Source organism: Pedobacter lithocola (assembly GCF_042650845.1).
GTDB classification, from domain to species: Bacteria; Bacteroidota; Bacteroidia; order Sphingobacteriales; family Sphingobacteriaceae; genus Pedobacter; species Pedobacter lithocola.
Genome location: NZ_JBHSBW010000010.1, coordinates 1 through 24,361, shown reverse-complemented (window position 1 = coordinate 24,361; position 24,361 = coordinate 1). Strand labels below are relative to the sequence as shown.

At 35.2% G+C, this 24,361-nt stretch carries 17 protein-coding genes; 9 read left to right on the top strand and 8 right to left on the bottom strand.

Annotated features, from left to right (window positions below):
* Positions 1-122: 122 nt before the first annotated feature.
* Genes ACFOWA_RS10065 through ACFOWA_RS10055 form a run of 3 tightly spaced genes read right to left on the bottom strand, consistent with a single transcriptional unit; the run spans position 123 to position 3,409 of the window.
* Positions 123-500, bottom strand: coding sequence for a four helix bundle protein (locus ACFOWA_RS10065; RefSeq protein ID WP_378984719.1), 378 nt, complete (start codon positions 498-500; stop codon positions 123-125).
* Positions 501-557: 57 nt separating this feature from the next.
* Positions 558-2,966 carry a 3-hydroxyacyl-CoA dehydrogenase/enoyl-CoA hydratase family protein gene (locus ACFOWA_RS10060; protein WP_378984717.1) on the bottom strand — a complete coding sequence of 803 codons (2,409 nt, stop codon included), beginning with the start codon at positions 2,964-2,966 and terminating at the stop codon, positions 558-560.
* 8 nt (positions 2,967-2,974) lie between these two features.
* Positions 2,975-3,409 (bottom strand): MarR family winged helix-turn-helix transcriptional regulator, encoded by a 435-nt coding sequence (locus ACFOWA_RS10055; protein ID WP_378984715.1) that lies wholly within the window; start codon positions 3,407-3,409, stop codon positions 2,975-2,977.
* Positions 3,410-3,525: 116 nt separating this feature from the next.
* Here ACFOWA_RS10055 and ACFOWA_RS10050 point away from each other — a divergent pair, with 116 nt between their 5' ends.
* Positions 3,526-4,488 carry a hypothetical protein gene (locus tag ACFOWA_RS10050; protein ID WP_378984713.1) on the top strand — a complete coding sequence of 321 codons (963 nt, stop codon included), beginning with the start codon at positions 3,526-3,528 and terminating at the stop codon, positions 4,486-4,488.
* Between the two features lie 131 nt (positions 4,489-4,619).
* Here ACFOWA_RS10050 and ACFOWA_RS10045 read toward each other — a convergent pair whose 3' ends face one another.
* The 3 genes from ACFOWA_RS10045 to ACFOWA_RS10035 form a co-directional block, all read right to left on the bottom strand.
* Positions 4,620-5,942, bottom strand: coding sequence for a DUF6089 family protein (locus ACFOWA_RS10045; protein ID WP_378984711.1), 1,323 nt, complete (start codon positions 5,940-5,942; stop codon positions 4,620-4,622).
* A 96-nt stretch (positions 5,943-6,038) separates the two neighbouring features.
* Entirely contained in the window at positions 6,039-7,757 is a 1,719-nt protein-coding gene (ggt, locus tag ACFOWA_RS10040) for a gamma-glutamyltransferase (protein WP_378984709.1), read from the bottom strand.
* The gene (locus ACFOWA_RS10035) at positions 7,729-9,504 is read right to left on the bottom strand and encodes an AMP-dependent synthetase/ligase (protein ID WP_378984707.1); all 1,776 of its coding nucleotides are present in this window, start codon (positions 9,502-9,504) and stop codon (positions 7,729-7,731) included. Before ACFOWA_RS10035 ends, ggt begins: the two co-directional genes overlap by 29 nt.
* Positions 9,505-9,756: 252 nt before the next feature.
* Here ACFOWA_RS10035 and ACFOWA_RS10030 point away from each other — a divergent pair, with 252 nt between their 5' ends.
* A complete protein-coding gene (locus tag ACFOWA_RS10030) occupies positions 9,757-10,224 on the top strand; it encodes a hypothetical protein (protein ID WP_378984705.1) in 468 nt (155 codons plus the stop codon).
* A gap of 80 nt (positions 10,225-10,304) precedes the next feature.
* Here ACFOWA_RS10030 and ACFOWA_RS10025 read toward each other — a convergent pair whose 3' ends face one another.
* Complete coding sequence (locus ACFOWA_RS10025) at positions 10,305-12,134, bottom strand: M61 family metallopeptidase (protein ID WP_378984703.1); 1,830 nt, start codon at positions 12,132-12,134, stop codon at positions 10,305-10,307.
* Between the two features lie 303 nt (positions 12,135-12,437).
* Here ACFOWA_RS10025 and ACFOWA_RS10020 point away from each other — a divergent pair, with 303 nt between their 5' ends.
* The 6 genes from ACFOWA_RS10020 to htpG all read left to right on the top strand — a co-directional run bounded on the left by ACFOWA_RS10020 (position 12,438) and on the right by htpG (position 22,306).
* Positions 12,438-13,529 (top strand): efflux RND transporter periplasmic adaptor subunit, encoded by a 1,092-nt coding sequence (locus ACFOWA_RS10020; RefSeq protein ID WP_378984701.1) that lies wholly within the window; start codon positions 12,438-12,440, stop codon positions 13,527-13,529.
* 2 nt (positions 13,530-13,531) lie between these two features.
* A complete protein-coding gene (locus ACFOWA_RS10015; protein ID WP_378984699.1) occupies positions 13,532-16,642 on the top strand; it encodes an efflux RND transporter permease subunit in 3,111 nt (1,036 codons plus the stop codon).
* A gap of 5 nt (positions 16,643-16,647) precedes the next feature.
* A complete protein-coding gene (locus tag ACFOWA_RS10010; RefSeq protein ID WP_378984697.1) occupies positions 16,648-17,961 on the top strand; it encodes a TolC family protein in 1,314 nt (437 codons plus the stop codon).
* A gap of 17 nt (positions 17,962-17,978) precedes the next feature.
* A complete protein-coding gene (locus ACFOWA_RS10005) occupies positions 17,979-18,842 on the top strand; it encodes an N-acetylglucosamine kinase (protein WP_378984695.1) in 864 nt (287 codons plus the stop codon).
* Between the two features lie 172 nt (positions 18,843-19,014).
* Positions 19,015-19,404, top strand: coding sequence for a response regulator (locus ACFOWA_RS10000; protein ID WP_378984693.1), 390 nt, complete (start codon positions 19,015-19,017; stop codon positions 19,402-19,404).
* 1,015 nt (positions 19,405-20,419) lie between these two features.
* Positions 20,420-22,306, top strand: a complete 1,887-nt coding sequence (gene htpG / locus ACFOWA_RS09995; RefSeq protein WP_378984691.1) for a molecular chaperone HtpG — start codon at positions 20,420-20,422, stop codon at positions 22,304-22,306.
* A 77-nt stretch (positions 22,307-22,383) separates the two neighbouring features.
* Here htpG and ACFOWA_RS09990 read toward each other — a convergent pair whose 3' ends face one another.
* Positions 22,384-22,878, bottom strand: coding sequence for a type I restriction endonuclease (locus ACFOWA_RS09990; RefSeq protein ID WP_378984689.1), 495 nt, complete (start codon positions 22,876-22,878; stop codon positions 22,384-22,386).
* 423 nt (positions 22,879-23,301) lie between these two features.
* On the opposite strand from ACFOWA_RS09990, the gene ACFOWA_RS09985 reads away from it, so the two are divergent.
* Complete coding sequence (locus ACFOWA_RS09985) at positions 23,302-24,042, top strand: LytR/AlgR family response regulator transcription factor (RefSeq protein WP_188411456.1); 741 nt, start codon at positions 23,302-23,304, stop codon at positions 24,040-24,042.
* Positions 24,043-24,361: the final 319 nt, after the last annotated feature.

The window sequence follows — 24,361 nt, the reverse complement described above, 5'->3', positions numbered from 1 at the left end:
TGAGATTTGAGATGTGAGATGTGAGACTGGCTAACACTCAAAAAACAAACCTTATTTTTTTTGAGATGTAAGATGTGAGACATTAGATTTGAGACAAATTGCCTATTCTAATATCTAACATCTCACATCTTTTTATTATTAATTTTCTTTTCCAACATTTGCTGAAAGCCGTAAGTCATTTTTTGGAGTTCATCAATTTGCATCAATAGTGGATTTAATGATTCGGTATCCAATATTTCTAACTTATTAGCAATCACAAGCTGAGTTTGTAATTCGTAAGATGAACCATTTGCGATACCTAAAAAATTATTAAATTCTTTGAAAGAATTTCTTCCAGCACCTTCTGCAATATTAGATGGAATTGAGACAGCCGCCCTACGAGATTGACTAATTAATCCAAAACGTTCATCAGATGGAAAACTTGCTGTTACTTTGTAAACATCAACTGTTAAGTTGATTGATTTGGTCCAAATTTTCAGTTCATTTAACTTGTTCATCATTTTTTCTTTAAACGTTTTGCTTCTCGTATCTCATATCTAGCTTCTCATATCTACTTTCTAATTCCTCAACGGTTTCCCTTTTGTTATGATGCTTTGAATTCGCTCTAAAGATTTTCTTTCACCCGCCAGTGATAAAAAGGCCTCTCTCTCTAAATCCAATAAATATTGTTCGCTTACTTCTGTTGGAGCAGATAAATCTCCGCCACACATTACGTAACCTAATTTTTCAGAGATTTTTTTATCGTGTTCGGAAATGAAGTGACCAGCATACATGCTGTTTGCACCTGCATAAACAATTCCTAAACCTTGTTTACCCAACACTTTTATATCAGTACGTTGAACTGGTTTGGTATAACCAGCATCGGCCAATTCAATAGCTTTTGCTTTCGCATCGGCCAATAAACGATTGCGATTCATCGAGATAGAAAATTTATCCTTTTGCAGATATCCTAATTCATAAGCTTCGTAACCCGAAGTAGAAACTTTTGCCATTCCGATGGTTAAGAAACGCTCTTTTAATGCGTTTTGAACAATCTGGTCGTCTTTAAATTCATCAGAAGCACGTAAAGCAAATTCTTTCGTTCCGCCGCCACCTGGAATTACACCAACACCGAACTCTACCAAACCCATGTAGGTTTCGGCAGAAAGCTGCACGTGGTCGGCATGTAAACTAAATTCGCAACCGCCGCCCAGTGTTAAGTTATGCGGAGCCACTACAACCGGGATAGAAGAATAACGAATGCGCATCGAAGTATTCTGGAACATGCGAATTGCCATGTTTAATTCGTCCCACTCCTGCTCCACTGCCATCATAAAAATCATCCCCACATTTGCACCGGCAGAAAAATTTGCGCCATCGTTACCAATAACTAAACCGCGGTAATCTTTTTCGGCCATATCAATGGCTTTATTGATGCCAGAAATTACATCGCCACCAATGGTATTCATTTTGGTATGGAATTCTACATTTAAAATACCATCGCCTAAATCAATAATCGAAACACCCGAATTTTTCCAGAGGGTTTTATTTTCACGGATGTTATCTAAAATGATGAACTCATCTGTTCCTGGTAAGGCTTTGTAAGTTTTTGTAGGGATGTCATAATACATTTTAACACCACCCTCAACTTTATAGAAACAAGTATTTCCGGCATCGAGCATTTCATGAACCCAAGCCGCAGCTTTGTTTCCATATTGCTCCATTCCTTCAATTGCCTCTTTCACACCGACAGCATCCCAAAGTTCAAATGGACCTAATTCCCAACCGAAACCTGCTCTCATTGCATCATCAATACGATACAACTCATCAGAAATTTCTGGAATTCTATCTGAAACGTATTCGAATAAGCCGAATGATGAGTGGCGGAACAATTCGCCTGCTTTATCCTTTCCCTTGGCAAAAATCTTCATACGTTCACGAAGATTTTCAACTGGTTTGGTCATTTCTAAAGTAGCCGATTTTACCTTTTGCTGTGGTTTGTATTCTAAGGTTTTTAAATCCAGCGCCAGAATTTCTGTTTTACCTTCAGCAGTTTTTGTTTTTTTATAGAAACCCTGTTTGGTTTTATCACCAAGCCATTTTTGTTCCTCCATCTTTTTAACATAATCAGGAAGCTTAAATAACTCGTGTGCTTTATCTTCAGGGCAATTGTCGTAAAGTCCTTTGGCAACTTTAATCATGGTATCTAAACCAACCACATCCGAAGTACGGAAAGTAGCCGATTTTGGTCTGCCTAAAGCCGGACCAGTAAACTTATCTACCTCTTCAACTGTTAAATCCAGTTTTTCTACCAAATGCAACAAGGCCATAATGGAATATACCCCCACGCGGTTTGCAATAAATGCAGGTGTATCTTTACATAAAACGGTAGTTTTACCTAAAAATTTATCGCCATAATGCATTAAGAAATCAACAATTTCTGGTTTTGTATGTGGCGTTGGAATTATTTCCAATAATTTTAAATAGCGTGGAGGATTAAAAAAGTGAGTTCCGCAGAAATGTGTTTTAAAGTCGTCACTTCTACCCTCTGCCATTAAATGAATTGGGATGCCGGAAGTATTAGAAGTAATTAGCGTACCTGGTTTGCGGAATTGCTCTACTTGTTCAAAAACCTTTTTCTTAATATCCAGATTTTCTACAACGACTTCTATTACCCAATCAAAACCAGCAATTTTCGACATATCATCATCGAAATTCCCTGTTTTGATTTTATTTAATGCTTTTTTAGAATAAACCGGAGATGGATTGGTTTTAACAGTCGTTTGCAAAGCTGTATTTACAATTCGATTTTTAACACTTGGGTTATCTAACGTTAATCCTTTTGCTTGCTCTTCCGGGGCCAGTTCTTTGGGGGCAATATCTAAAAGCAAAACCTCTATACCAATGTTGGCGAAGTGGCATGCAATACGCGAACCCATAATACCTGAGCCTAAAACAGCAACCTTATTAATGCTTCGTTTTGTCATAATATTTGTTAATCAACAGTATATGCTACAGTAATATCATTTAGTTTTATCAGCAGATTGATGAAGGTTTCTTTTTCCTTTTTGGAAAAATGTTCATCGAGATACTCATTAAATTTGCGCACAACGCCTTTAGCCAAATGTTTTTTCTCTTTCCCAAAATCGGTTAGAAAAACCTTAACAGAACGTTTATCACCAATCGAGGTTTCCCTATAGATTAAGTTTGCATCTTGCATGTTATTTAACATTCGTGATAAACTTGTTGCTTTTACGCCAAGCAGCGCAGCTAAATTAGAAACGGCAGTACCTTCATCATCATTAATATTGATAAGCATATAACCAATGGCTTGGGTAATTCCAAAACTGGATGCCATTTGATTGTACTTATTAAACATATTTTGCCAGGCAAACTTAACGTGGTAATCTAATGTTTGTTGTTGTTTCATTTGGTTAATTTATTATGCTTGCATAACAAAGCTAATAAATGTATTTTGTTAATGCAATAGTAAAATGAAGAATTTTGTTAAAAGATTCTTAATATTGAATAACACAACAACCACCTATGAAACACTATAAATTATCCCTGATTATTACCTTTTTGATTTTGTTAAGCAGTGCCATTAAAGCACAAGTATCTTATTTTGGGGAAGAGACTGGTGCAAGCGATAAACTTGAAACCTTTAAAAAAACTACAACTTTATTTACGCTACAATATTCGGATTACGCACAAAAAGAAAAATTTGAAGAAGTAATAAAAAAAACTTGGACGATAACCCCTTACAAAATAATTAAGCCTGAAGATTTAGCAAAGTATGATACACTAAAGAACTATTCTTTTTTTTATTTTGATGCATTTCTGGAAAAGGCCGATACGATAACCAACACAAATGTTGTATATGGATTGAAGCTTGTTACACCCGGCAAGCAAATTAAAGAGAAGAATGAAGATGTTTTGGCTTATGTAACCTTATTTGCTGATGTATACACCAATTTAATAGTTAAAGAACAAGGGATGAAGGCGAGTGGTAGAAGATCATTGAAAGCAAAATTGTTGAATACACTTTATAACAATTCTAGATTTGTGAATTGGTCCCCAGGTTTTTTGGCGGGGTATTTAAAACAAATAAATGATGGATTAATATTAAAACAAAGCCGCTCTTTAGATTACCAGTTTTACAACAAAGTCCGTCTTCCTGATTTAGCGAAACAAACGCTTTACGTTCCTGAGTATGTTAGGGAGATTTTCTCAGCTCGGAAACCAAAATTAGATGAACCTGCTATAATCCAAGAGCCATATAATTATAAACTTAAATTTATCTCCACTGCGGAACTTGATAGCTTGGTATTAAATGAAAATGCTGCAATAAAGTATTTAGTTTATACACAACGCACCTTCGATAAGATTATAAGTGTTTATGATAGTAAGGATGATAGAATAATTTACCAGCGGTTTTACTTTCAAAATCCTTCATTTGAGATGAGTGATTTAAATAACATTAAAGAAGTTATTAAATCTCTGAAGTAAAGGTGAATGTAGAATTATGTAGAATACCATATTGGTAAAATTTAAAAACCGATTTACCCAATTGACAAATGTTAAAATAAAAAAAGCTCCCGATTTGCATCGGGAGCCTTTAAGTATTTATTTAAAATCGACTAGTAAATTGTAAATTCTACACGACGGTTTTGTTGACGACCAGCTGCAGTTTTGTTAGTTGCAATTGGCTGACCCATTCCGTAACCTGTAGCTTCGATACGAGATGCATTAGCACCTTGAGAAACTAAGTAAGCTTTTACTGATTCTGCTCTTTCTTTCGATAAACGTAAGTTTAAAGCTTTTGAACCTGTATTATCTGTATGACCAGCTAATTTTAAGCTAAAGTTTTTCTCTACTAATAAAGCAGCAACTCTGTTTAATGATGCATAAGATTTAGAACGGATTGTAGCTTTACCTAAATCAAATTCTAAGTTTTTAATTGCATCTTTAACAACAGCACGGTCAGCTTCAGTAACGATAACTTTCTCAGTAACTTGTGGAGCAGGAACTTTTAACGGACAACCAGCACCATCAACCACAACACCAGAAGGTGTACCTGGACATTTATCTAATTTATCAGCAACACCATCACCATCAGCATCAGCTAATAAGTTGTTTAAGTCTGAACGTAATCTAGCATTTTCAGCTTTTTGAGCGTCTAGATCAGATTTTAATGCATTTGCAGTGTTTTTAGCTGCTAATGCTTCATCATAAGTTGCAGCAACCGGGTTATGGAAAGCTAATTGTTTTCCTTTACCAATTGCAAATTCTAAACCAGCATATGCATAGTTATATTTGTCATTTCCACCTCTGTAGTAACCATCTAAGTTATCACCATCAACAAAGTTGATTGTCCAACCTAAATCAAAGTTAACAGCATCAGAAATTTTGAATTTAGCGCCTAAACCTACAGGAATAATTAATTCTTTAATTGTTTTATCGCCAGCATATAAACTTGTACCTGCAGCAGTTGTGACAGTTGGTTTGTAACCAGCTAAACCAGCACCAGCAGAAGCATAAAGTTGTAAAGCATTTTCTTTTTTAAACATGTCGATGTTAAACATATTCACAGCAGCACTTAAAGTACCTGAATATTCTAACTGAGTATCAAATGAACGAACTGGTGAATTGTTTACAAAACCACTTTCGTAAGCTTCGGTATTGTCACCTTTTAATTTACCTCTAACTCCATCTAAACGAAGAGAGAAATAATTGGTAAATTGTTTTTTAATGTATAAGCCGTAACCAAAACTTGTTTTATTGTTACTGAAGTCATTTTTGCCACCTAGTGGTGAAAGTGGAGTAAGAGCACCTGCATTAACACCAATAGACCATGTTCTGAATTGAGATGTTGAAGCAACAGGTTCCTGAGCCATCGCTGCAGTACCAGCGAATAATCCGGCTAAAACTACCGGTAAAGATTTAAATAAATTTGATTTCATGTTTTTTAAGTTTAACGTTAACAAGCGTTGTCGTGCTTGTAACAATCATTATACCAAAAACAGCGATTCTTGAAAATATTTTCTCACATATAAACATTAATATCCTATCGCCTTATCATCTCCACGAGGATCAGCACCACCCTGATAAGTTCCCCATTTGGTTCGTAAAATGGCATCCACCCTTCCAATAGCTCCACGAGGCACAATTTTATAACCCTTAACCCTCAGTTTTTCAGTAGTTAAGCTATCCAGCGCATCCTTTTCCACATAAACTTCATCAGGTAACCATTGGTGGTGGAATTTCTTTGCCGCAACTGCAGATTGCATCGGCATATCAAAATCTATAACATTTAAGATGGTTTGAAAAACAGACGTTATGATTGTAGAGCCTCCGGGAGTGCCTACAACTGCGAACAACTTCCCATCTTTTTCTACAATTGTTGGGGTCATTGAGCTTAACATTCGCTTATTTGGCGCAATGGCATTTGCCTCACCACCTACTAACCCGTACATATTTGGCGAACCTGGCTTTACAGAAAAATCATCCATTTCATTGTTTAGAAGGAAACCACCGCCTTTAACCGCAACCAAAGAGCCATAAGAACCATTTAAAGTGGTGGTAATACACACGGCATTTCCTTCTCTATCAACAATAGAAAAATGAGTGGTTTCTTCATGTTCTTTCCCTTTTACGTTACCTGCAAGTACTGATGAGCTTGGAGTTGCAGCTACCCAATTAAATGTTGCCATTCTACTTTTATTATAAGAGGCTGCCAAAAGTTCATTTTTAGGAACTGAATAAAAGTCCGGATCACCTAAATGTTTAGCTCTATCGGCATAAACTCTTCTCTCGGCTTCAACTATTAATTGAACAGTAGAATCGGAGTTATGTCCCCATCTTTTTAATGGATAAGGCTCAACGGATTGTAATAATTGAACTAAGGCAATTCCGCCGCTCGATGTAGGTGGCATGGTAATAATTTTATAATCACGATACATTCCTGTTATAGGTGTGCGCCATACAGAATGATAGTTCTGCAAATCTGTTTTCGAAATTAATCCTTTGCCGCTTTGCATTTCTGCTACTATAGAATCTGCTACTGCGCCTTCGTAAAAGCCAGCTCTTCCATTCTTTTGAACTAGCTTTAAAGTATTTGCCAGCTCGTTTTGTACTAACAAATCATTTTCCTTCCAGGTACTTTCTAAATTTATAAAAGCCGAACCTTTGGGATTATATTTCATAAAATCTCTGTGCAAACCATTCAATTCAGACGATTGTCTTTTGGTAATCTTGAAGCCGTTCTGGGCTAAATCAATAGCAGGCTGAACCACTTCAGACCAACTTAATTTGCCATATTTTTTGTGGGCTTCAACCATGCCATCAACGGTTCCTGGTACACCAACAGCCAATTGGCCATACAAACTTTTAGTAATGACAGGATTTCCAACAGAATCTAAATACATATCTCTGCTTGCCGATGCAGCTGCTTTCTCTCTAAAATCTAACGTATTGGTTTCTCCTTTTGATGAACGATAAACCATAAAACCCCCGCCACCAATATTTCCTGCATTTGGGTAAACCACTGCTAATGCAAATTGAACGGCAACTGCTGCATCAACTGCGTTACCACCTTTTTTTAAAATTTCTACACCAACTTCCGATGCTTCAGGATGTGCGGAAACCACCATCCCGTTTTTAAATTCGCCACTATTATTTTTACCTAACTGACCGGTAACACAACCTGATAATAATACTATGGCTAAAGTGTAGCCTAATAAGAATGTATTAATTGGGTGCTTTATAGTCTTCTGCATCTTTATAAATTTTTTCAATTATACTACTGTTTTTTTCAGTAATTACTTTACGTTTTAAACTTAATTTTGGCGTAAGTTCCCCTCCATCAATGCTCCATTCTTTGGGTAATAATGCAAATCTTTTCACTTGCTCCCACTTACCAAAACCTACACTTAGGGCCTCTATAACCTCATTATATTTTACTAAAACCTGCTCGTTTTTAATAATCTCCTGGTTGCTAGTACATTCAATACCCTTTTTTGCTGCCCAGGTTTTAAGCGTTTCAAAATTAGGAACAATTAACGCGGATGGAAACTTTTTATTTTCACCCAGAACCATTATCTGTTCAATAAAAATAGATTCTTTATACTTATTCTCGAGCATTTGTGGAGCAATGTATTTACCGCCTGCTGTCTTAAACATTTCCTTTTTCCGGTCGGTAATACGTAAGAAACGACCATTTACCAATTCACCAATATCAGCTGTATAAAACCAGCCATCACTATCTATTGCTTCTGCAGTTAAATCCGGGCGATTATAATAACCTTTCATAACCTGATGCCCTCGGGTTAAGACTTCCCCATCTTGAGCAATTTTAACCTCAACACCTTTAATAACTTCCCCAACCGAACCGAACATGGTGCCACCAAAGTGATTTACTGTAATTACGGGAGAGGTTTCTGTTAAGCCATAACCTTCAAAAACAGGCATTCCAGCAGCCCAAAAAATTCTTGCTAAACGTGGGTTAAGCGCTGCACCACCAGATACTATAACAATAATTTCGCCACCGAGCGCCTCTTGCCATTTTTTAAAAACTAATTTTCGAGCAATCTTCAATTGAAAATTATACCACGCACTTGCATTAGTTGTGTACTTTTCGGCCAAAGCAACCGACCAAAAGAAAATTCCCTTTTTTACTCCCTTTAATGCCTTACCCTTTTCCATTATTTTATCGTACACTTTTTCGAGCAAACGTGGAACGGTAGAAAAAGCATTTGGTTTTACCTGTTGGATATCGGCCACAATGGTTTCCATACTTTCTGCGTAGTAAACAGCAGTTCGGTTATACAGGTATAGATAAATAATCATCCGTTCGAAAATATGAGATAGTGGCAAAAAGCTAAGCCCTTTTTTCACTCCCTCTGGCATTACTACAGATGAGTTTGTAAAATTTGCAACCAAATTATGGTGCGTTAGCATAACACCCTTTGGCGTACCGGTTGTACCCGAGGTATAGATTATGGTTAAAATATCTTCGGGTTCTATTTTACTTCGGTACTCATCAAGGTAGATATTTTGATTTGCTTGTCCATCATCTATTAAAGATTTCCAGCTTTTAGCTCCGGCAATTTCATCAAAAGTGTATATTTTTATCTCCGGATTTACCGCATCAACATTCGGTTTTACTTTTTTATATAACTCTTCATCTGCAACAAAAATTACAGAAATTTCTGCGTCTCTTAGGATAAATTGTATGTCGTGGTCGGCTAGTGTAGGGTAAAGGGGAATTTGATAAGCCCCCAATTGGTTTGCTGCGAAATCGGCCATATTCCATTCAGGGCGATTATGAGACATTACCGCAACACGTCCGCCTTTGCCTATTCCAATTTTTATTAAACCGCGACTAATGCTATCTACAGTACTACAAAAATCTACAGTGCTGTAATTAAACCACTTACCTTTTATTTTACCGCTGATAAACTCTTTTTGAGGTTCTTCAAGACTATGCTTTAAAAGATCGAAAACCCGGGTAATTGCTGCAGCCATATAATTATAATATTTGGTTAAGTTAAAAAATCAAACATAAAGATGCATCACCTTTATATTAATATTCAGTAAAAGTTTCCATCCTCATTATTAAAAAAAATGTATTGGATAAAAATATTTTAATAAACTTAGCAATTACAAAATTACTATGCAAGCATTGTTTTTATCAACTTACATTTTTACCTACAAAACATAATCGGCATTAAAGTTGATAGGCTGATAATACTTTTAAAAACATAAAACATTTAGATTATGAAAAAATTATTCTTTACTCTTTTTGGCTGTGCAGCCTTATTTGCCTTAACTACGACTGAAGTTAAAGCTCAGAATTACAAAACCGGTGTTGGTTTAGGATTAGATTTTGGCGATGGTGCAACATTGGTTGGTCCATCATTAAGACATCACTTTAGCCGTAAAGGTGCAGTACAAGCTGAGGTTTTATTCGGAGGAAATTCTACAATTATTCAAGCATTTTTACAATACAACACACCAATTAAAGGTGCTGCAGGCTTAGATTTTTATGCTGGTGGTGGTCCATCAATTCAATTATACGATGGAGGTTCTAGCTTTTATATTGTACCAATGGCTGGTTTAGATTATAAATTTAGTGGTGCACCTTTAGCTTTAGCTTTAGATTGGAGACCAAGACTTTATGTTGGAAGTAATGATAGCGACTTTAACGCTGGTAGATTCGGTTTAGGATTTAGATATACTTTCTAACTAATAGCATTAATCATAAAAAAATTCCGCTGAAAATATTTTCAGCGGAATTTTTTTGTTTATATAAGTTGTGATACTTGTTAAATACCCATCCACTTTTTAAGCACTGTTTTTTGTGCAGCAGATGCATTTTCATCAATAGTGGCTTTCAATCGAACACTTGGATTTGCTTTTAATGTTAAAGAAATTTCCTTTTCAATTCCGTCGCGTTTTACTTTTAATTTTAATACATCGCCAATTTTCTTTTTAGCAACAATTGGTAAAGATTCTAACGAAACCATCGGCGAACGTAATTTAATGGTACTTAAAGCATCGCCAACTGTGGTATCATCAAGCGATAAAATGACATCATTAACGTTTAAACCAGCATCCCATGCAGCTGAATTTCTTGTTGTAGAAGTAACGGTAATTCCATCATTAACTAATTGCCCAGATGCTCCAGTTACAGGCTTATCAGGTGTTGCGTTTTCTGTAGATACATTTACACCAGCGTAACTAAAATATTTAACGTATTCTGCATCATCTACTCCATTTACATATTTTGCCCAGAAATTTGTAAAACTTATACCTGATATTTTCTCAACCATTGCTTTAAATTCAGCATCAGTATAACCACGTTTAAGGGTTTTGCATTGTAAATACATGGCTTTCATTACATCATCTAAACTCTTTGCACCTTTGGTAGCATTAATAATTTCCAAATCCATTAAAATACCTATTACCTCACCTTTATTATAGTAGGATATAGAATTATTTTTCGAGTTTTCATTAGGGCGATAACCAATAATCCACGCATCATAACTAGAAGCTGCAGCCGACTGAACTTTAGCTCCGGGAGTGTTTAAAACGGTTGCAATTCCACCAGCAAGAGCATTTACAAAGCCATTGGGATCGTCAAAACCTGCTCTTAAAATGTATTTATTTTCATAATATGATGTAAATCCTTCAGCAACCCAAAGATTAGTGGTGTAGTTTTCGTTATCATAATCAAACGGACCTAAGGCTACAGGACGTAACCGTTTTACGTTCCATAAGTGATGGTATTCGTGAGCAACTAAACCTAAAAAGCCTTTGTAACCAGCCTCTGTGCTATAAGCATTTCTGCTTGCGCCTAAAGTTGTAGAGTTTAAATGCTCTAAACCACCGCCACCACGAGCGAAATTATGCACAATAAACAAATAGTATTTATTTGGATTTTCGCCATAAACTGCAGTTTCCTGTTCTACAATTTTGGCCATATCTACTTTAAGTTTTTCCTTATCGTAATTGCCGCCGCCATACATAGCAACTTCATGGCGAACTCCCGAAGCCATAAATTCGAATGTATCCTGGTTACCTACTTCAATCGGACTATCATATAATACATCAAAATCACTTGCTTTGTACGTAAACGTTTCGCCAGCAACAATCGGTAAGCCCGTAGAAACCTTACTCCAAGTATTAAAAGGAATAATTTTAACGGTACTTGGCGATTTTATCATCCCAGCCGGGTGCATAAAAATGCCTGTTGGAGATAGAAATGCATGAGATTCATCGATAAAAGCTGTTCTAACTGAAATTTCGAAAGCATAAACCCGATAATTAATTTTTATATCGTTTGCTTTAGCCGAGAAAACCCTCCAGATATTTTTTCTAACTTTTTCTACCTTTAACGCTTTGCCCGAAGCTGATGCTGTAAAGCCTTCTACACTTTTTTCAAATTCACGAATCAGGTAAGAACCTAGTGTCCAAACCGGCATTTTAAGATCAACATAATCTTTAGCTAAGCCAGAAATGTTCATTTGTACTTCGGCATAATGCGCCTGAGGCTCTTTAAAGGAAACCTCCAAACCTATTTTTACCTGCGCCTTCGCTGCCATAATACTCGTTAGTAAAACAACTAAACTTAAAATTGACTTTTTAATAAACATATAAATTGTGTTTTGCCACAAATTTATATTTATTGATGATGTTTTAGTATGAAAAAATAATTTGAGGTGTAAAATAATTGTGATTTGCTAATTTTCATATTTATTTCTGAACATTTTATTGTTGATTGTACACTTATCTGGTAGAATTAAAAGTTGATCTAATTGATACGATATCGAATCATATAAAAACCAATTTAGTAACATCCTTAATACAACAAATTGATGCTTAAACTAATTGAATATTTTTACAGCCTACTCCTACGTGTTTTTTAATTACAAAAGGGAAAGACTACATACATACAAATGAAAAAAAGATATATTATTTACATTGTTTTGGCTTTAGGGTTGGCCTATCTCATTTATTATCGAATTAATGCAAACAATAAATTAGAGGGTAAAGGTGGTGCTGCAGCTAGCGCAGGCAAAGGTGGTAAAGATGGCAAGGCTGCACCTGCGATGACGGTAGAAGGTATAATTGTAAAGCCATCTAAATTTGATACTGATTTAGAAGTTACTGGTGCAATTGAAGCAAATGAATCTGTGGTTTTAAAAAGCGAAGTTTCTGGTTTGGTAACCGGAATATTCTTTAAAGAAGGAACCTCGGTTTCTAAAGGTGCTGTTTTAGTAAAAGTTAACGATAGAGATATCCAGGCACAGTTGCAAGATGCGTTAACCAAACAAAAACTTTCTGGCACTAACGAAAGCAGAGCCAAACAGTTATTGGCCAAAGGCGCTATCAGTCAGGAAGAGTATGATACTTCGCTTGCTGATTTAAAATCTTTTCAATCGCAAACCAATTTAATAAGAGCTCAATTGGCTAAAACTACCATTCGTGCACCTTTTAGTGGCAGAATTGGTTTACGCAGCATTTCATCGGGAACGTATTTAACGCCTGCTACAGTTATTGCAAATCTGGTAAGTACAAATCCGGTTAAAATTACATTTTCGGTACCCGAAAAATATGCTGGTCAGATAACATTAGGTTCAGAAATTACATTTACCACCGATGGTTCATCAAAACAAAATACCGGTAAAGTTTATGCAATTGAGCCAGGTATAAATGCAGCAACTAGAACACTTCAAATTAGGGCCCAAGCGCCTAATGCAAATAATATGCTTTTGCCAGGGTCTTTTGCTAAAATAAAATTAGCTTTAAACACATTAGAAAATGCTATACTAATCCCTAATGAAGCGGTAATACCAGTTTTGAAAGGTAAAATCGTTTACATCCTAAAAGATGGCAAGGCGCAAGAGGTTAAAGTAGAAGCTGGCACACGAACTGACGATCGCATTGTAATCACTTCGGGATTAAAAGTTGGTGATACCGTTTTAACAACAGGTTCTATGGCATTGAAAAAAGACGCTCCGGTTAAAGTTAATTTGGTTAAACAGTAATTATGAGTATCTCAACCACGAGTATAAAAAGACCGGTTCTTGCCATAGTTATGAACCTGCTGATTGTCCTTTTTGGGATAATTGGCTATAATTTTCTTGGCGTTCGAGAATATCCATCTATCGACCCAACAGTTGTATCGGTAAGAACATCTTATCCTGGTGCAAACTCTGATATTATCGAATCGCAGATTACAGAGCCTTTAGAGAAATCCATTAACTCAATTGATGGTATAAGAAATATTTCTTCATCGAGTAACCAGGGAACGAGTAATATAACAGTAGAATTTAACTTAGATAAGAATATTGAAGAGGCTACCAACGATGTTCGTGATAAGGTTTCGCAGGCAGCAAGAACATTGCCTAGAGATATTGATGGTTTGCCGATTGTAAGCAAGGCAGATGCAAATTCGGATGCGATTTTATCAATGACCATTCAAAGTGATAAAAGAAATACATTAGAGCTGAGTGATTTTGCAGAAAACGTAATTGCAGACAGAATCCAAACCATTCCGGGTGTGAGTAGTGTGCAAATTCAAGGTCAGCGGAAATATGCCATGCGCATTTGGATGGACCCAAATAAGTTAAGCGCTTACGGATTAACATCTCAAGACATTGTAACCGCATTGGACAATGAAAATGTGGAGTTACCATCAGGCAAAATTACCGGCGCTACAACCGAATTAACGGTTAAAACATTAGGAAAACTTACTAACGAAACACAATTTAATAACCTGATTTTAAAAACCGATAGCAATCAGGTTATAAAATTAAAGGATGTTGGTTATGCCGTTTTAGGGCCTGAGAACGAAGAAACAATTTTACGCGAATCGGGCAGACCAATGGTTGCAGTAGCAATTATCCCTCAACCAGGTGCAAATTATTTAGATATAAGCAATGAATTTTACAAGCGTTTTGATAAGCTAAAAGCAGATATACCACAAGATATAAAGCTAAAAGTTGCGCTAGATACCACATTATTTATTAAGCGTTCAGTAACCGAAGTTGCCGAAACCATCGGTTTATCATTGGTACTGGTAATTCTTATTATCTATCTGTTCTTTAGAGATTGGGGAATTGCTTTTAGACCACTAATTGATATTCCGGTATCATTAGTTTTCACCTTTTTTATCATGTATGCTTTTGGTTTCTCCATAAACGTACTGAGTTTACTAGCAATTGTTTTGGCTACAGGATTAGTTGTGGATGATGGTATCGTTGTTACAGAAAACATATTTAAGAAGGTAGAAGAAGGCATGTCGCCATTTGAAGCTGCAATTAAAGGTTCTAACGAAATTTTCTTCGCCGTAATTTCAATTTCAATTACTCTAGCCGCGGTATTTTTGCCAGTAATATTTTTACAAGGTTTTGTTGGGCGATTGTTTAGAGAGTTTGGGGTTGTGATTGGTGCTGCGGTGCTGGTTTCAGCTTTTGTATCGCTAACATTAACACCAATGTTAAATGCCTATTTAATGAAAAAAGGCGGGCACAAGCCATCTAAATTTTACAATTGGACAGAGCCATACTTCATTAAATTAAATAATTCTTACGAATCTAACCTGAATAAGTTTTTGGATAGAAGATGGCTTTCTATCCCCATTATTTTGGTTTGTATGGGCATGATTTTCTTATTTTGGAAAGTGTTACCAAAAGAAACTGCTCCTTATGATGATAGAAGTGCTATAAATATAAATGTTACCACACCAGAAGGTTCGTCATTTACCTATACGGATAAGTTTATCATGAAGATAAACCAAATGGTAATTGATTCTGTTCCGGAGAAAAACGTAAACATTACCATCACTTCACCTGGTTTTGGCGGTGCAGGTTCTACCAACTCCGGTTTTGTTCGTATGGGTTTGGTAAATCCAGAGGATAGAGAACGATCTCAAAAAGAGATTGCCGACATGCTTACTAAAATTACCAAAAAATACAGCGAAGGTAAAACGATTGTAAATCAGCAACCCACAATTTCAGTTGGTCGCCGTGGTGGTTTACCAATCAGTTATATTATACAGGCGCAAAATTTCGAAAAACTTAGAGAGAAAGTTCCATTATTTATGGATGAGGTTAGCAAAAACCCCACTTTTACCGTTTCTGATGTAAATTTGAAATTTAACAAACCCGAAATTAATTTATCGATTGATAGAGATAAAGCTAAAAATCTGGGTGTCTCCATTTCTGCAATTGCACAAACATTAAATCTAGGTCTAAGTGGTCAAAGGTTTTCATATTTCTTTATGAATGGAAAACAGTACCAGGTTATTGGGCAGTTTGATAGAACCGATAGAAAAGATCCTTTGGATTTGAGTTCGGTATATGTAAGAAGCGATAACGGAACTTTAGTACAATTAGATAATGTTGTAACAGCAAAAGAAGAAAGTAGTCCACCGCAACTATACCGAAACAACCGTTTTATATCGGCTACCGTTTCTGCTGGTTTAGCACCAGGCAAAAGTATTGGCGAAGGCATTGATGCCATGGATGCCATTGCTAAAAAGGTGTTAGATGAAAGCTTCTCTACAGATTTAAGTGGCGAATCACGAGATTTTAAAGAGAGTTCATCCAATACATTCTTTGCATTCGGTTTAGCATTGTTGCTGGTTTATTTAATCCTTTCTGCTCAGTTTGAAAGCTTTAAAGACCCAATTATAATTATCTTAACCGTTCCCATGGCGGTTGCCGGAGCATTTTTATCCCTCTGGTTATGTGGCCAAAGCTGGAATATTTTTAGCCAGATTGGTACCATTATGCTTATTGGCTTGGTAACGAAAAACGGTATTTTGATTGTAGAATTTGCCAACCAATTAAAAGAAAAAGGTGTGCCTATTCCCGAATCCATCCGCGAAGCATCTGTATCGCGTTTGCGCCCAATTTTAATGACCAGTTTAGCCATTGCAATTGGTGCATTGCCCATTGCATTAGCCTTAGGTGCGGCAGCAAAAAGTAGAATGAGTATGGGTACCGTTATTGTTGGTGGTACTATGTTTTCATTAATTTTAACCTTATTTGTTATCCCAGCAATTTACTCATACTGGGCAAAACCATACAAACCAAATAAAGATTTAAAAGAAGCAGAACGCTTTGAGCATGAAGCTTTAGAAGGAGCAAAATAAATAAAATGATTAAAAAATTTAAACTGTTTGTATTGCTTTTGAGCATGTTATCTTTCGCTGTAAAGGCGCAAGAAAAGTTGACTCTACAAGAAGCCATAACCATTGCAATGCAAAATAATTACGATATAAAAATTAGTAAGAATAATATCGCCATAGCCAAAAACAATGCAAATATTGGCAATGCCGGCATGCTACCAAATCTTGCTGCAACATATTCAAATGGTGGTAGTTTACAAAACACCCGACAAACACCTGCTACAGGACCAGACAGAGTAATTACAGGTGCAAGAAGTACAAACAATGATATTGGAGCAGATTTAAACTGGACTATTTTTGATGGCTTTACCATGTTTGCCAATTACGATAGATTAAAGGAGCTTCAAAAACAAGGTGAAATAAATTCTCGCTTGGCTATTTTAACTACAGTTTCTGATGTGATAACGGCGTATTACGATGTGGCCAGACAGCAAAAATTGGTAATTGCAGCAGATAGTGCAATAGATATTTCTGTTTTCAGAGAAAAAATTGCGAAGACAAAATTACAATTAGGACGCGGTTCTAAGTTAGATGTTTTAACCGCACAGGTAGATTATAATACTGATACATCCAACTATTTACAGCAAAAAAATGCGCTACAAGTTGCTAAAGTGCGTTTAAATCAATTAATGGTTCGCAATGTAAATCTTACCTTTTCTGTTGATAATAATATTGATACCGATCAATCTCTAGTTTACAGCGAATTGGCAGAATTATCTGCTAAACAAAACCCAAATGTGCAGAATGCTTTTATAAACCAAAAGGTAGCAGCATTAAATTTAAAGGCAATAAAAGGTGCCAGATATCCCGTTGTAAGTTTAAACTCAGGCTACAGCCGAACGAATAGCACAAGCCCTACAGGCTTTAATCAAAAATTTGCAGCAAACGGATTTACTTATGGTTTAACAGCCAGTTTAAATCTATTTAATGGGTTTTTACAGCGGCAAAACGAACGAAACGCAAAGATAGATATCGAAAACTCTACCCTTAATCTCGATAAAGCTAAACTTGATGTGAGTACACAATTGCTTACCGCTTATCAAAATTATAGCACATATTTAGATTTGGTTAAGTTAGAGCAAAGAAATGTAGATATTGCAAAAGAAAATCTTGATATCACCTTGGCAAAATATCGCCTTGGAAGTATTGCACCGTTAGAATTAAGAGAAGCACAGCGAAATTCGATTGATGCGCAAAATAGATTTATTGAAATGCAATATCAAGCAAAACTTGCAGAGATAACGCTAAAAGAAATTAGCGGCAATATTAACTTATCCAATTAATTTTTATATTTATTGCTATGATACTCGTTGCAGATAGTGGCTCATCAAAAACCGATTGGATGGGTTATTTAAATGGTGAAACCATTAGATTTGATACTCAAGGAATTAACCCCTATTTTTTAAATGAGCAAGACATTAGTCGCATAATTTTAAAGAATGAAGTTATAGCGCCACTAGCAAAAGATGTAAAGGAAATTTACTTTTTTGGTGCTGGTTGTTCATCGCCAGATAAGCATGAAGTAGTTTCTAATGGATTATCGACGGTATTTACAAATGCTTTTATTTCAGTAGAACATGATTTGCTTGGTTCTGTTTATGCAACCTGCGGAGATACAGAAGGCTTAAATTGTATTTTAGGTACAGGTTCTAACATTTGCTATTTTGATGGCAAGAAAATACATGAAGGGCACCACGGTTTGGGCTATGTTTTGGGCGATGAAGGCTCAGGAACGTTTTTTGGTAAAAAAGTTTTATTAAGCTATTTATACAAAAGAATGCCGGTAGAATTGGAAGTAGAATTTAAAAAAACCTTCCCTGCAGAAAAAGAACAGATAATAACTAATGTTTACCAAAAACCATTTCCAAATATTTATCTAGCCGGGTTTAGTCGCTTTTTAGCCAATAACAGAGAACACCCTTTTGTTCATGACATATTGAAGAAAGGCTTTCAGGAATTTGTTGATACTAATGTTAAGGATTATCCAAACTATAAGAGTGTTCCATGCCATTTTGTTGGTTCTATTGCATATTATTACCAAGATATACTAAAAACTGTGCTAGAAGAAAATGGAATAACTGTTGGAAAGATTCTGCAAAAGCCAATTCAAGACTTATACAATTTTATTCTGCAAAAAGAAGGTATAGTAAAACAGTCAGTATAAAAAGGCCCATTTTATTAATAGAATAATTGCGCTAATTAAGCCGTTCGTGGTAGTTTGCTAGCTTCGTTTACATTGCGAACTGTTGTTTAACAATAAATATTTATTAAAAAGATATAAACTAAATATTAATCATTTTGTTATAATTACAAAGTAAATAATGTGCTTATAGGATATGAAGAGAATACTGGTAGTTGATGATGATATTGAGGTTTTAGAAACCATTCAATTAATACTTGAAATAGGCGGATTCAAAGTTTCGGCGTTAAATAATGGAGAAGATGTTTTCAATCGTATAGAAAGTTTTAATCCGGATTTAATATTACTTGATATTTCTTTAGGACATATTGATGGTCGTGTTTTGTGCGAACAACTAAAATCAATCGAAAGTACTTCACAAATACCTATATTGTTAATTTCTGGATTATATGACCCGAAAGATTTTGCTACACTAAATTATGGTCAGGTAGATTTTCTATCCAAACCATTTCAAATGGATGTATTGATGAAGAAGATTAGTAAAATACTTTCTTTGGAGCAAGATGAAACTTACTTGATGAATTAATTAATATTAAAACATAGTAGGGAGCCAAAAGACATTAATGTTTTTTGGCTTTTTTTATTTAATTACTTACACTCACGTCATTGCGAGGCACGAAGCAATCTAAGCACTAATTTACGCAACCAGACCTTAAATATTATAAGATTGCTTCGTGCCTCGCAATGACGAGCACATTAAACCATTCGCACAGGCTTAAATTTAATAAACCCAATTGTAGCGGCAGCCCTCGATTTTTTCTATCGGGGCTATAGCGTAAAGTGGGACTAACATTAATTGAAAAACAGGTTTTGCTTTCCAAAATATTTTAAAAATCATTTATATTGAACGCAATTTTCAAGATAAAAAATGGTTAACCTATTTCTCACACTCACGTCATTGCGAGGCACGAAGCAATCTAAGCAGCTAAACTTATGTTACGAGATTGCTTCGTGCCTCGCAAAGACGACCATATCAAGCTATTAGCACAGGCTTAATTTAATAAACCCAATTGCAGCGGCAGCCCACGATTTTTTCTATCGGGGCTATAGCGTAAAGTGGGACTAACATTAATTGAAAAACAGGTTTTGCTTTCCAAACTATTTTAAAAATCATTTTAATGAATGCAATTCTCAAGATTAAGAAAGGTAAACTTATTCATCACACTCACGTCATTGCAAGGCACGAAGCAATCTAAGCAGCTAAACTTATGTTACGAGATTGCTTCGTGCCTCGCAATGACGACCATACTACGGTATTAGCGCAGGCTTAAATTTAATAAACCCAATTGCAGCGGCAGCTCCTATTTTTTCTATCGGAGCTATAGCGTAATGTGGGACTAACACTAATTGAAAAACAGGTTTTGCTTTCCAAAATATTTTAAAATCATTTTATAGAATGCAATGCTCAAGATTAAGAATTGCAAACTTATTCATCAGCAATCATTAAAGTAAAAACCAACTCATTTCTGTCATTTTGGCAAATAAAATGATTTGGAACAGCCCTTGATATGCAATTGTAGATTAAACAATTATTTACAAATATGAGCATACAAGAAAAAGGAAATATTTCGATACATACCGAAAATATCTTCCCGATAATTAAAAAGTTTTTATACTCTGATAACGAGATTTTTCTTCGTGAGTTGGTTTCTAACGCTGTAGATGCAGTTCAGAAAATTAAAAGACTGGGTTCATTGGGTCAGTTTAACGGAGAAATCGGTGAACCTTTGGTTCAGGTGGCTGTAGATAAAGAAGCAAAAACCATTACCATTAGCGATAATGGATTGGGTATGACAGCCGAAGAAATTAAGAAATATATTAACCAAGTTGCATTTTCTGGCGCAAGCGAATTTGTAGAAAAATTTAAAGATGCTAAAGATGCCAATGAAATCATCGGTAAATTTGGTTTAGGTTTTTATTCTGCCTTTATGGTTTCGGATTTGGTAGAAATTCAAACCTTATCGTATCAGGACGGTGCCGAACCAGCTCGCTGGATTTGTGATGGTAGTACAGAATTCGAAATTACCGAAGGCACTAAAACTACTCGTGGAACCGATATAATTTTACATGTTAATAAAGATTCTGAAGAGTTTTTGGAAGAATCTAAACTGCAAGAAATTTTAAACAAATACGCAAAGTTTTTACCTGTTCCGATTAAATTTGGAACAAAAACCGAATCTATAGAAGATGGCATAGATGAGGAGGGCAAAACCAAATATCAAGATGTTGAGGTTGATAATATTATTAACACCACAAATCCAATATGGGCTAAAGCACCTTCAGAGTTATCGGATGAAGACTATTTAAGTTTTTACCGCGAATTATATCCTTTTAGTGAAGAACCATTATTTTGGATTCATTTAAACGTTGATTATCCGTTTAACTTAACTGGTGTATTGTATTTCCCTAAGTTGAAAAACGACTTTGAAATGCAACGCAACAAGATAAAATTATACTCTCGTCAGGTTTTTATAACGGATGAAGTGAAAGATATCGTTCCAGAATTTTTGATGTTGCTACACGGCGTTATTGATTCGCCTGATATACCATTAAATGTTTCGAGAAGTTTCTTACAAGCTGATAGCAACGTTAAGAAAATTAACAGCTACATTACTAAAAAAGTAGCCGATAAATTAGGCGAACTTTTTGTTAAAGACCGTAAATCGTACGAAGATAAATGGAAAGACATTGGCATGTTCGTTAAATACGGAATGATTAGTGAAGATAAATTTTACGATAAAGCAAAAGATTTCGCATTAGTTGGAAATACTAAGAATGAGCTTTTTACTTTACCGGAATACAAAGAAAAAGTTTCGCCACTACAAACAGATAAAAACGAATCGGTAGTTTATTTGTACACCAATGATGCTTCAAAACAAGATGCATTCATTCAATCGGCAAATAAAAAAGATTATGATGTTTTGGTTTTAGATTCGCCAATCGATAATCACTTTATTAATCAATTGGAGCAGAAACTAGAAAAAACATCTATAAAACGTGTTGATTCGAGCGTTGCTGATAAATTAATTGAGAAAGATGAAGTTAATGAGCATGTTTTAAATGAAGACCAGGTTAAGGAAGTAACTACAATTTTCGAGAAAGCCATTACAAAACCAGGCATGCAGGTAGAAGTTGTTGCTTTACATCCTGAGGAATTGCCAGTTACCATAACTATGGATGAATTTATGCGTAGGATGAAAGAAATGGCTGCAATGGGCGGAGGTATGAATTTCTACGGTCAAATGCCTGATAACTATAAAGTTGCCATAAATGGAAACCACAAATTGGTTAGCAAAATTTTAAAAGCAGAAGGACAAGAGCAAAGTGATTTGGCAAAGCAAGCTATAGATTTAGCCCTGCTTGCTCAAGGAATGCTTACCGGAGCAGAACTAACTGCCTTTGTAAGCAGAAGTGTTGAAATGATTTAAGGATACGTTTTATCAGATTCCTTTAAAAAGAAAAGTCCCGATTCGCATCGGGACTTTTTTTATATCAGCTAAGTAATTTAACTAGCAATGTTCTCTTTAACATTAAAATAGTCTTTATGTTCTTCTAACATTTTAGCAATTGTAGCCGCTTTGGTATCTTTAATATTAAAAACAAAAAGTGGTTCCTGGTTTTTCTTACTTCTTAAAATCTTTTCTGTGTAAAAACGATACTCTAAGCCATTTGTCAACAAGCCATATTTAGCTTTGGTTTTCCTAAAATACTTCGATAGACGAGAGTCATTAATGTCTAGACTATCTTCGTGGTGCTTGCACTCAACAAGTATGGCCGGTTCGCCATCTTTCATTATAGTGTAATCAACCTTTTTACTTTTTTTAATTCCAAAATCTATAACAGCTTCAGATTGTACTTCCGACGGATTAAAAACATCATATCCTAAAATCTGAATGAATGGCATAACTAAAGCATTTCTTGTCAAATCTTCAGACTGAACTTGAGGAAGCATTTTCTTAATTCTTACGGCAAATTGCCCGATTTCGTCTTTAAGTTCCATGATAGTATTTTTTTGGTAAATGTGTGTGTTTACTGTATTCCTACGGGTAATGAATATATTTTTCTAACCTAATTTAAATTATAATTACCTTAAACTTTCTAATTTACCCAAGTATGTATGGCCTGTTAAGCTTAATTTACAGGCTACACAAACCATGGGTAGGTAGATGATTTTATAATTGAAAGAACATTATTGATTATAATCCTGCTCTCTTCAATTACTTGTTTTTGGCAAACAGTTATAAATATAAAAAAATAGCTTTTAGTTGTTGCATTTTTTACATCAACATGCCAGATTATTACATAAAAACCGTTTTAGCAAATGTCAAATCCGAAAAAGTTTTTTTTTCAGCTGATGATAAAAAAGAATTTCTTTTTTAGCTAACTTGCATTCAAATCATACCAAACACACTTAGTACACATCATGAATTTAAAATGCGTTGTTATTGACGATGAACAACATGCTATTGAGGTATTAACTGACCATATAGCTGAGATGCCCGGGCTAACTGTGTTTAAAACCTTCACAAGCCCTGTGCAAGCCCTAACAGAAATTAGTGTTGGAGATGAGATTGATTTGTTATTTATGGATATAGATATGCCAGGAATTAACGGATTGGAACTTGCCAAAAACATTAGAGAAAAAGCAAAATACCTTATTTTTACCACAGCTCATCCTGATTATGCGTTACAGGCATTTGATGTTCAATCAGACCAGTATCTGCTGAAACCAATTTCATTTGCAAAGTTTGCCTTAGGGATAGATAGAATTTTGAAAAAGGAAGCAAATAATGCTAAAAATGCGATGAAGGAAGCCGACCAGGTTGCAGCTTTGTACATTAAAGGCGACCATAAATATGCTTTCTCGAATATTTTAATTGATGATATTTTATATATCAGGGCTTTGCAGAATTACATTCAGATAATTACAAAAACCGAAACCAACACAACTTATCTTACTTTAAAAGAAATTGAAAAGGCTTTAGAGAATCACGCATTTATTCGCGTAAATAAATCAAATATCGTTGCTAAAGCAGCCATTAAGAAAGTAGATGGCAATATTATTAGATTGGTAAATAACGAAATGATTCAGATTGGGGAAGGCTATAAAGAAGCTTTTTTCGCCTATATACAGAGTAGTTTATTAAAATCTGGAAGAAGTTAAACTACTTGTTGAAGATTTGTGACATTGAAGAATTAGTTATTAAAACCGTATTCGCCGTTGGATCAGTGCTAAAGCTATTTTGAGATTTAATATTTTTATAAACAAATACACTATTCTTTTTCAATTTACCAATGTTTTGAGTTTTCATACTGCTAGTTATTAAAAATATTTGGCATTCCAAATAGGTGTATTATTATTATTTATTAAAAATTTGTGACATTGAAGAATTTGTGATCAAAACTGTATTTGCTGTAGGATCTGTACTGAAGTTGTTTTGACCTTTTACATTTTTGTAAACAAATGCAGTGTTCTTTTTTAA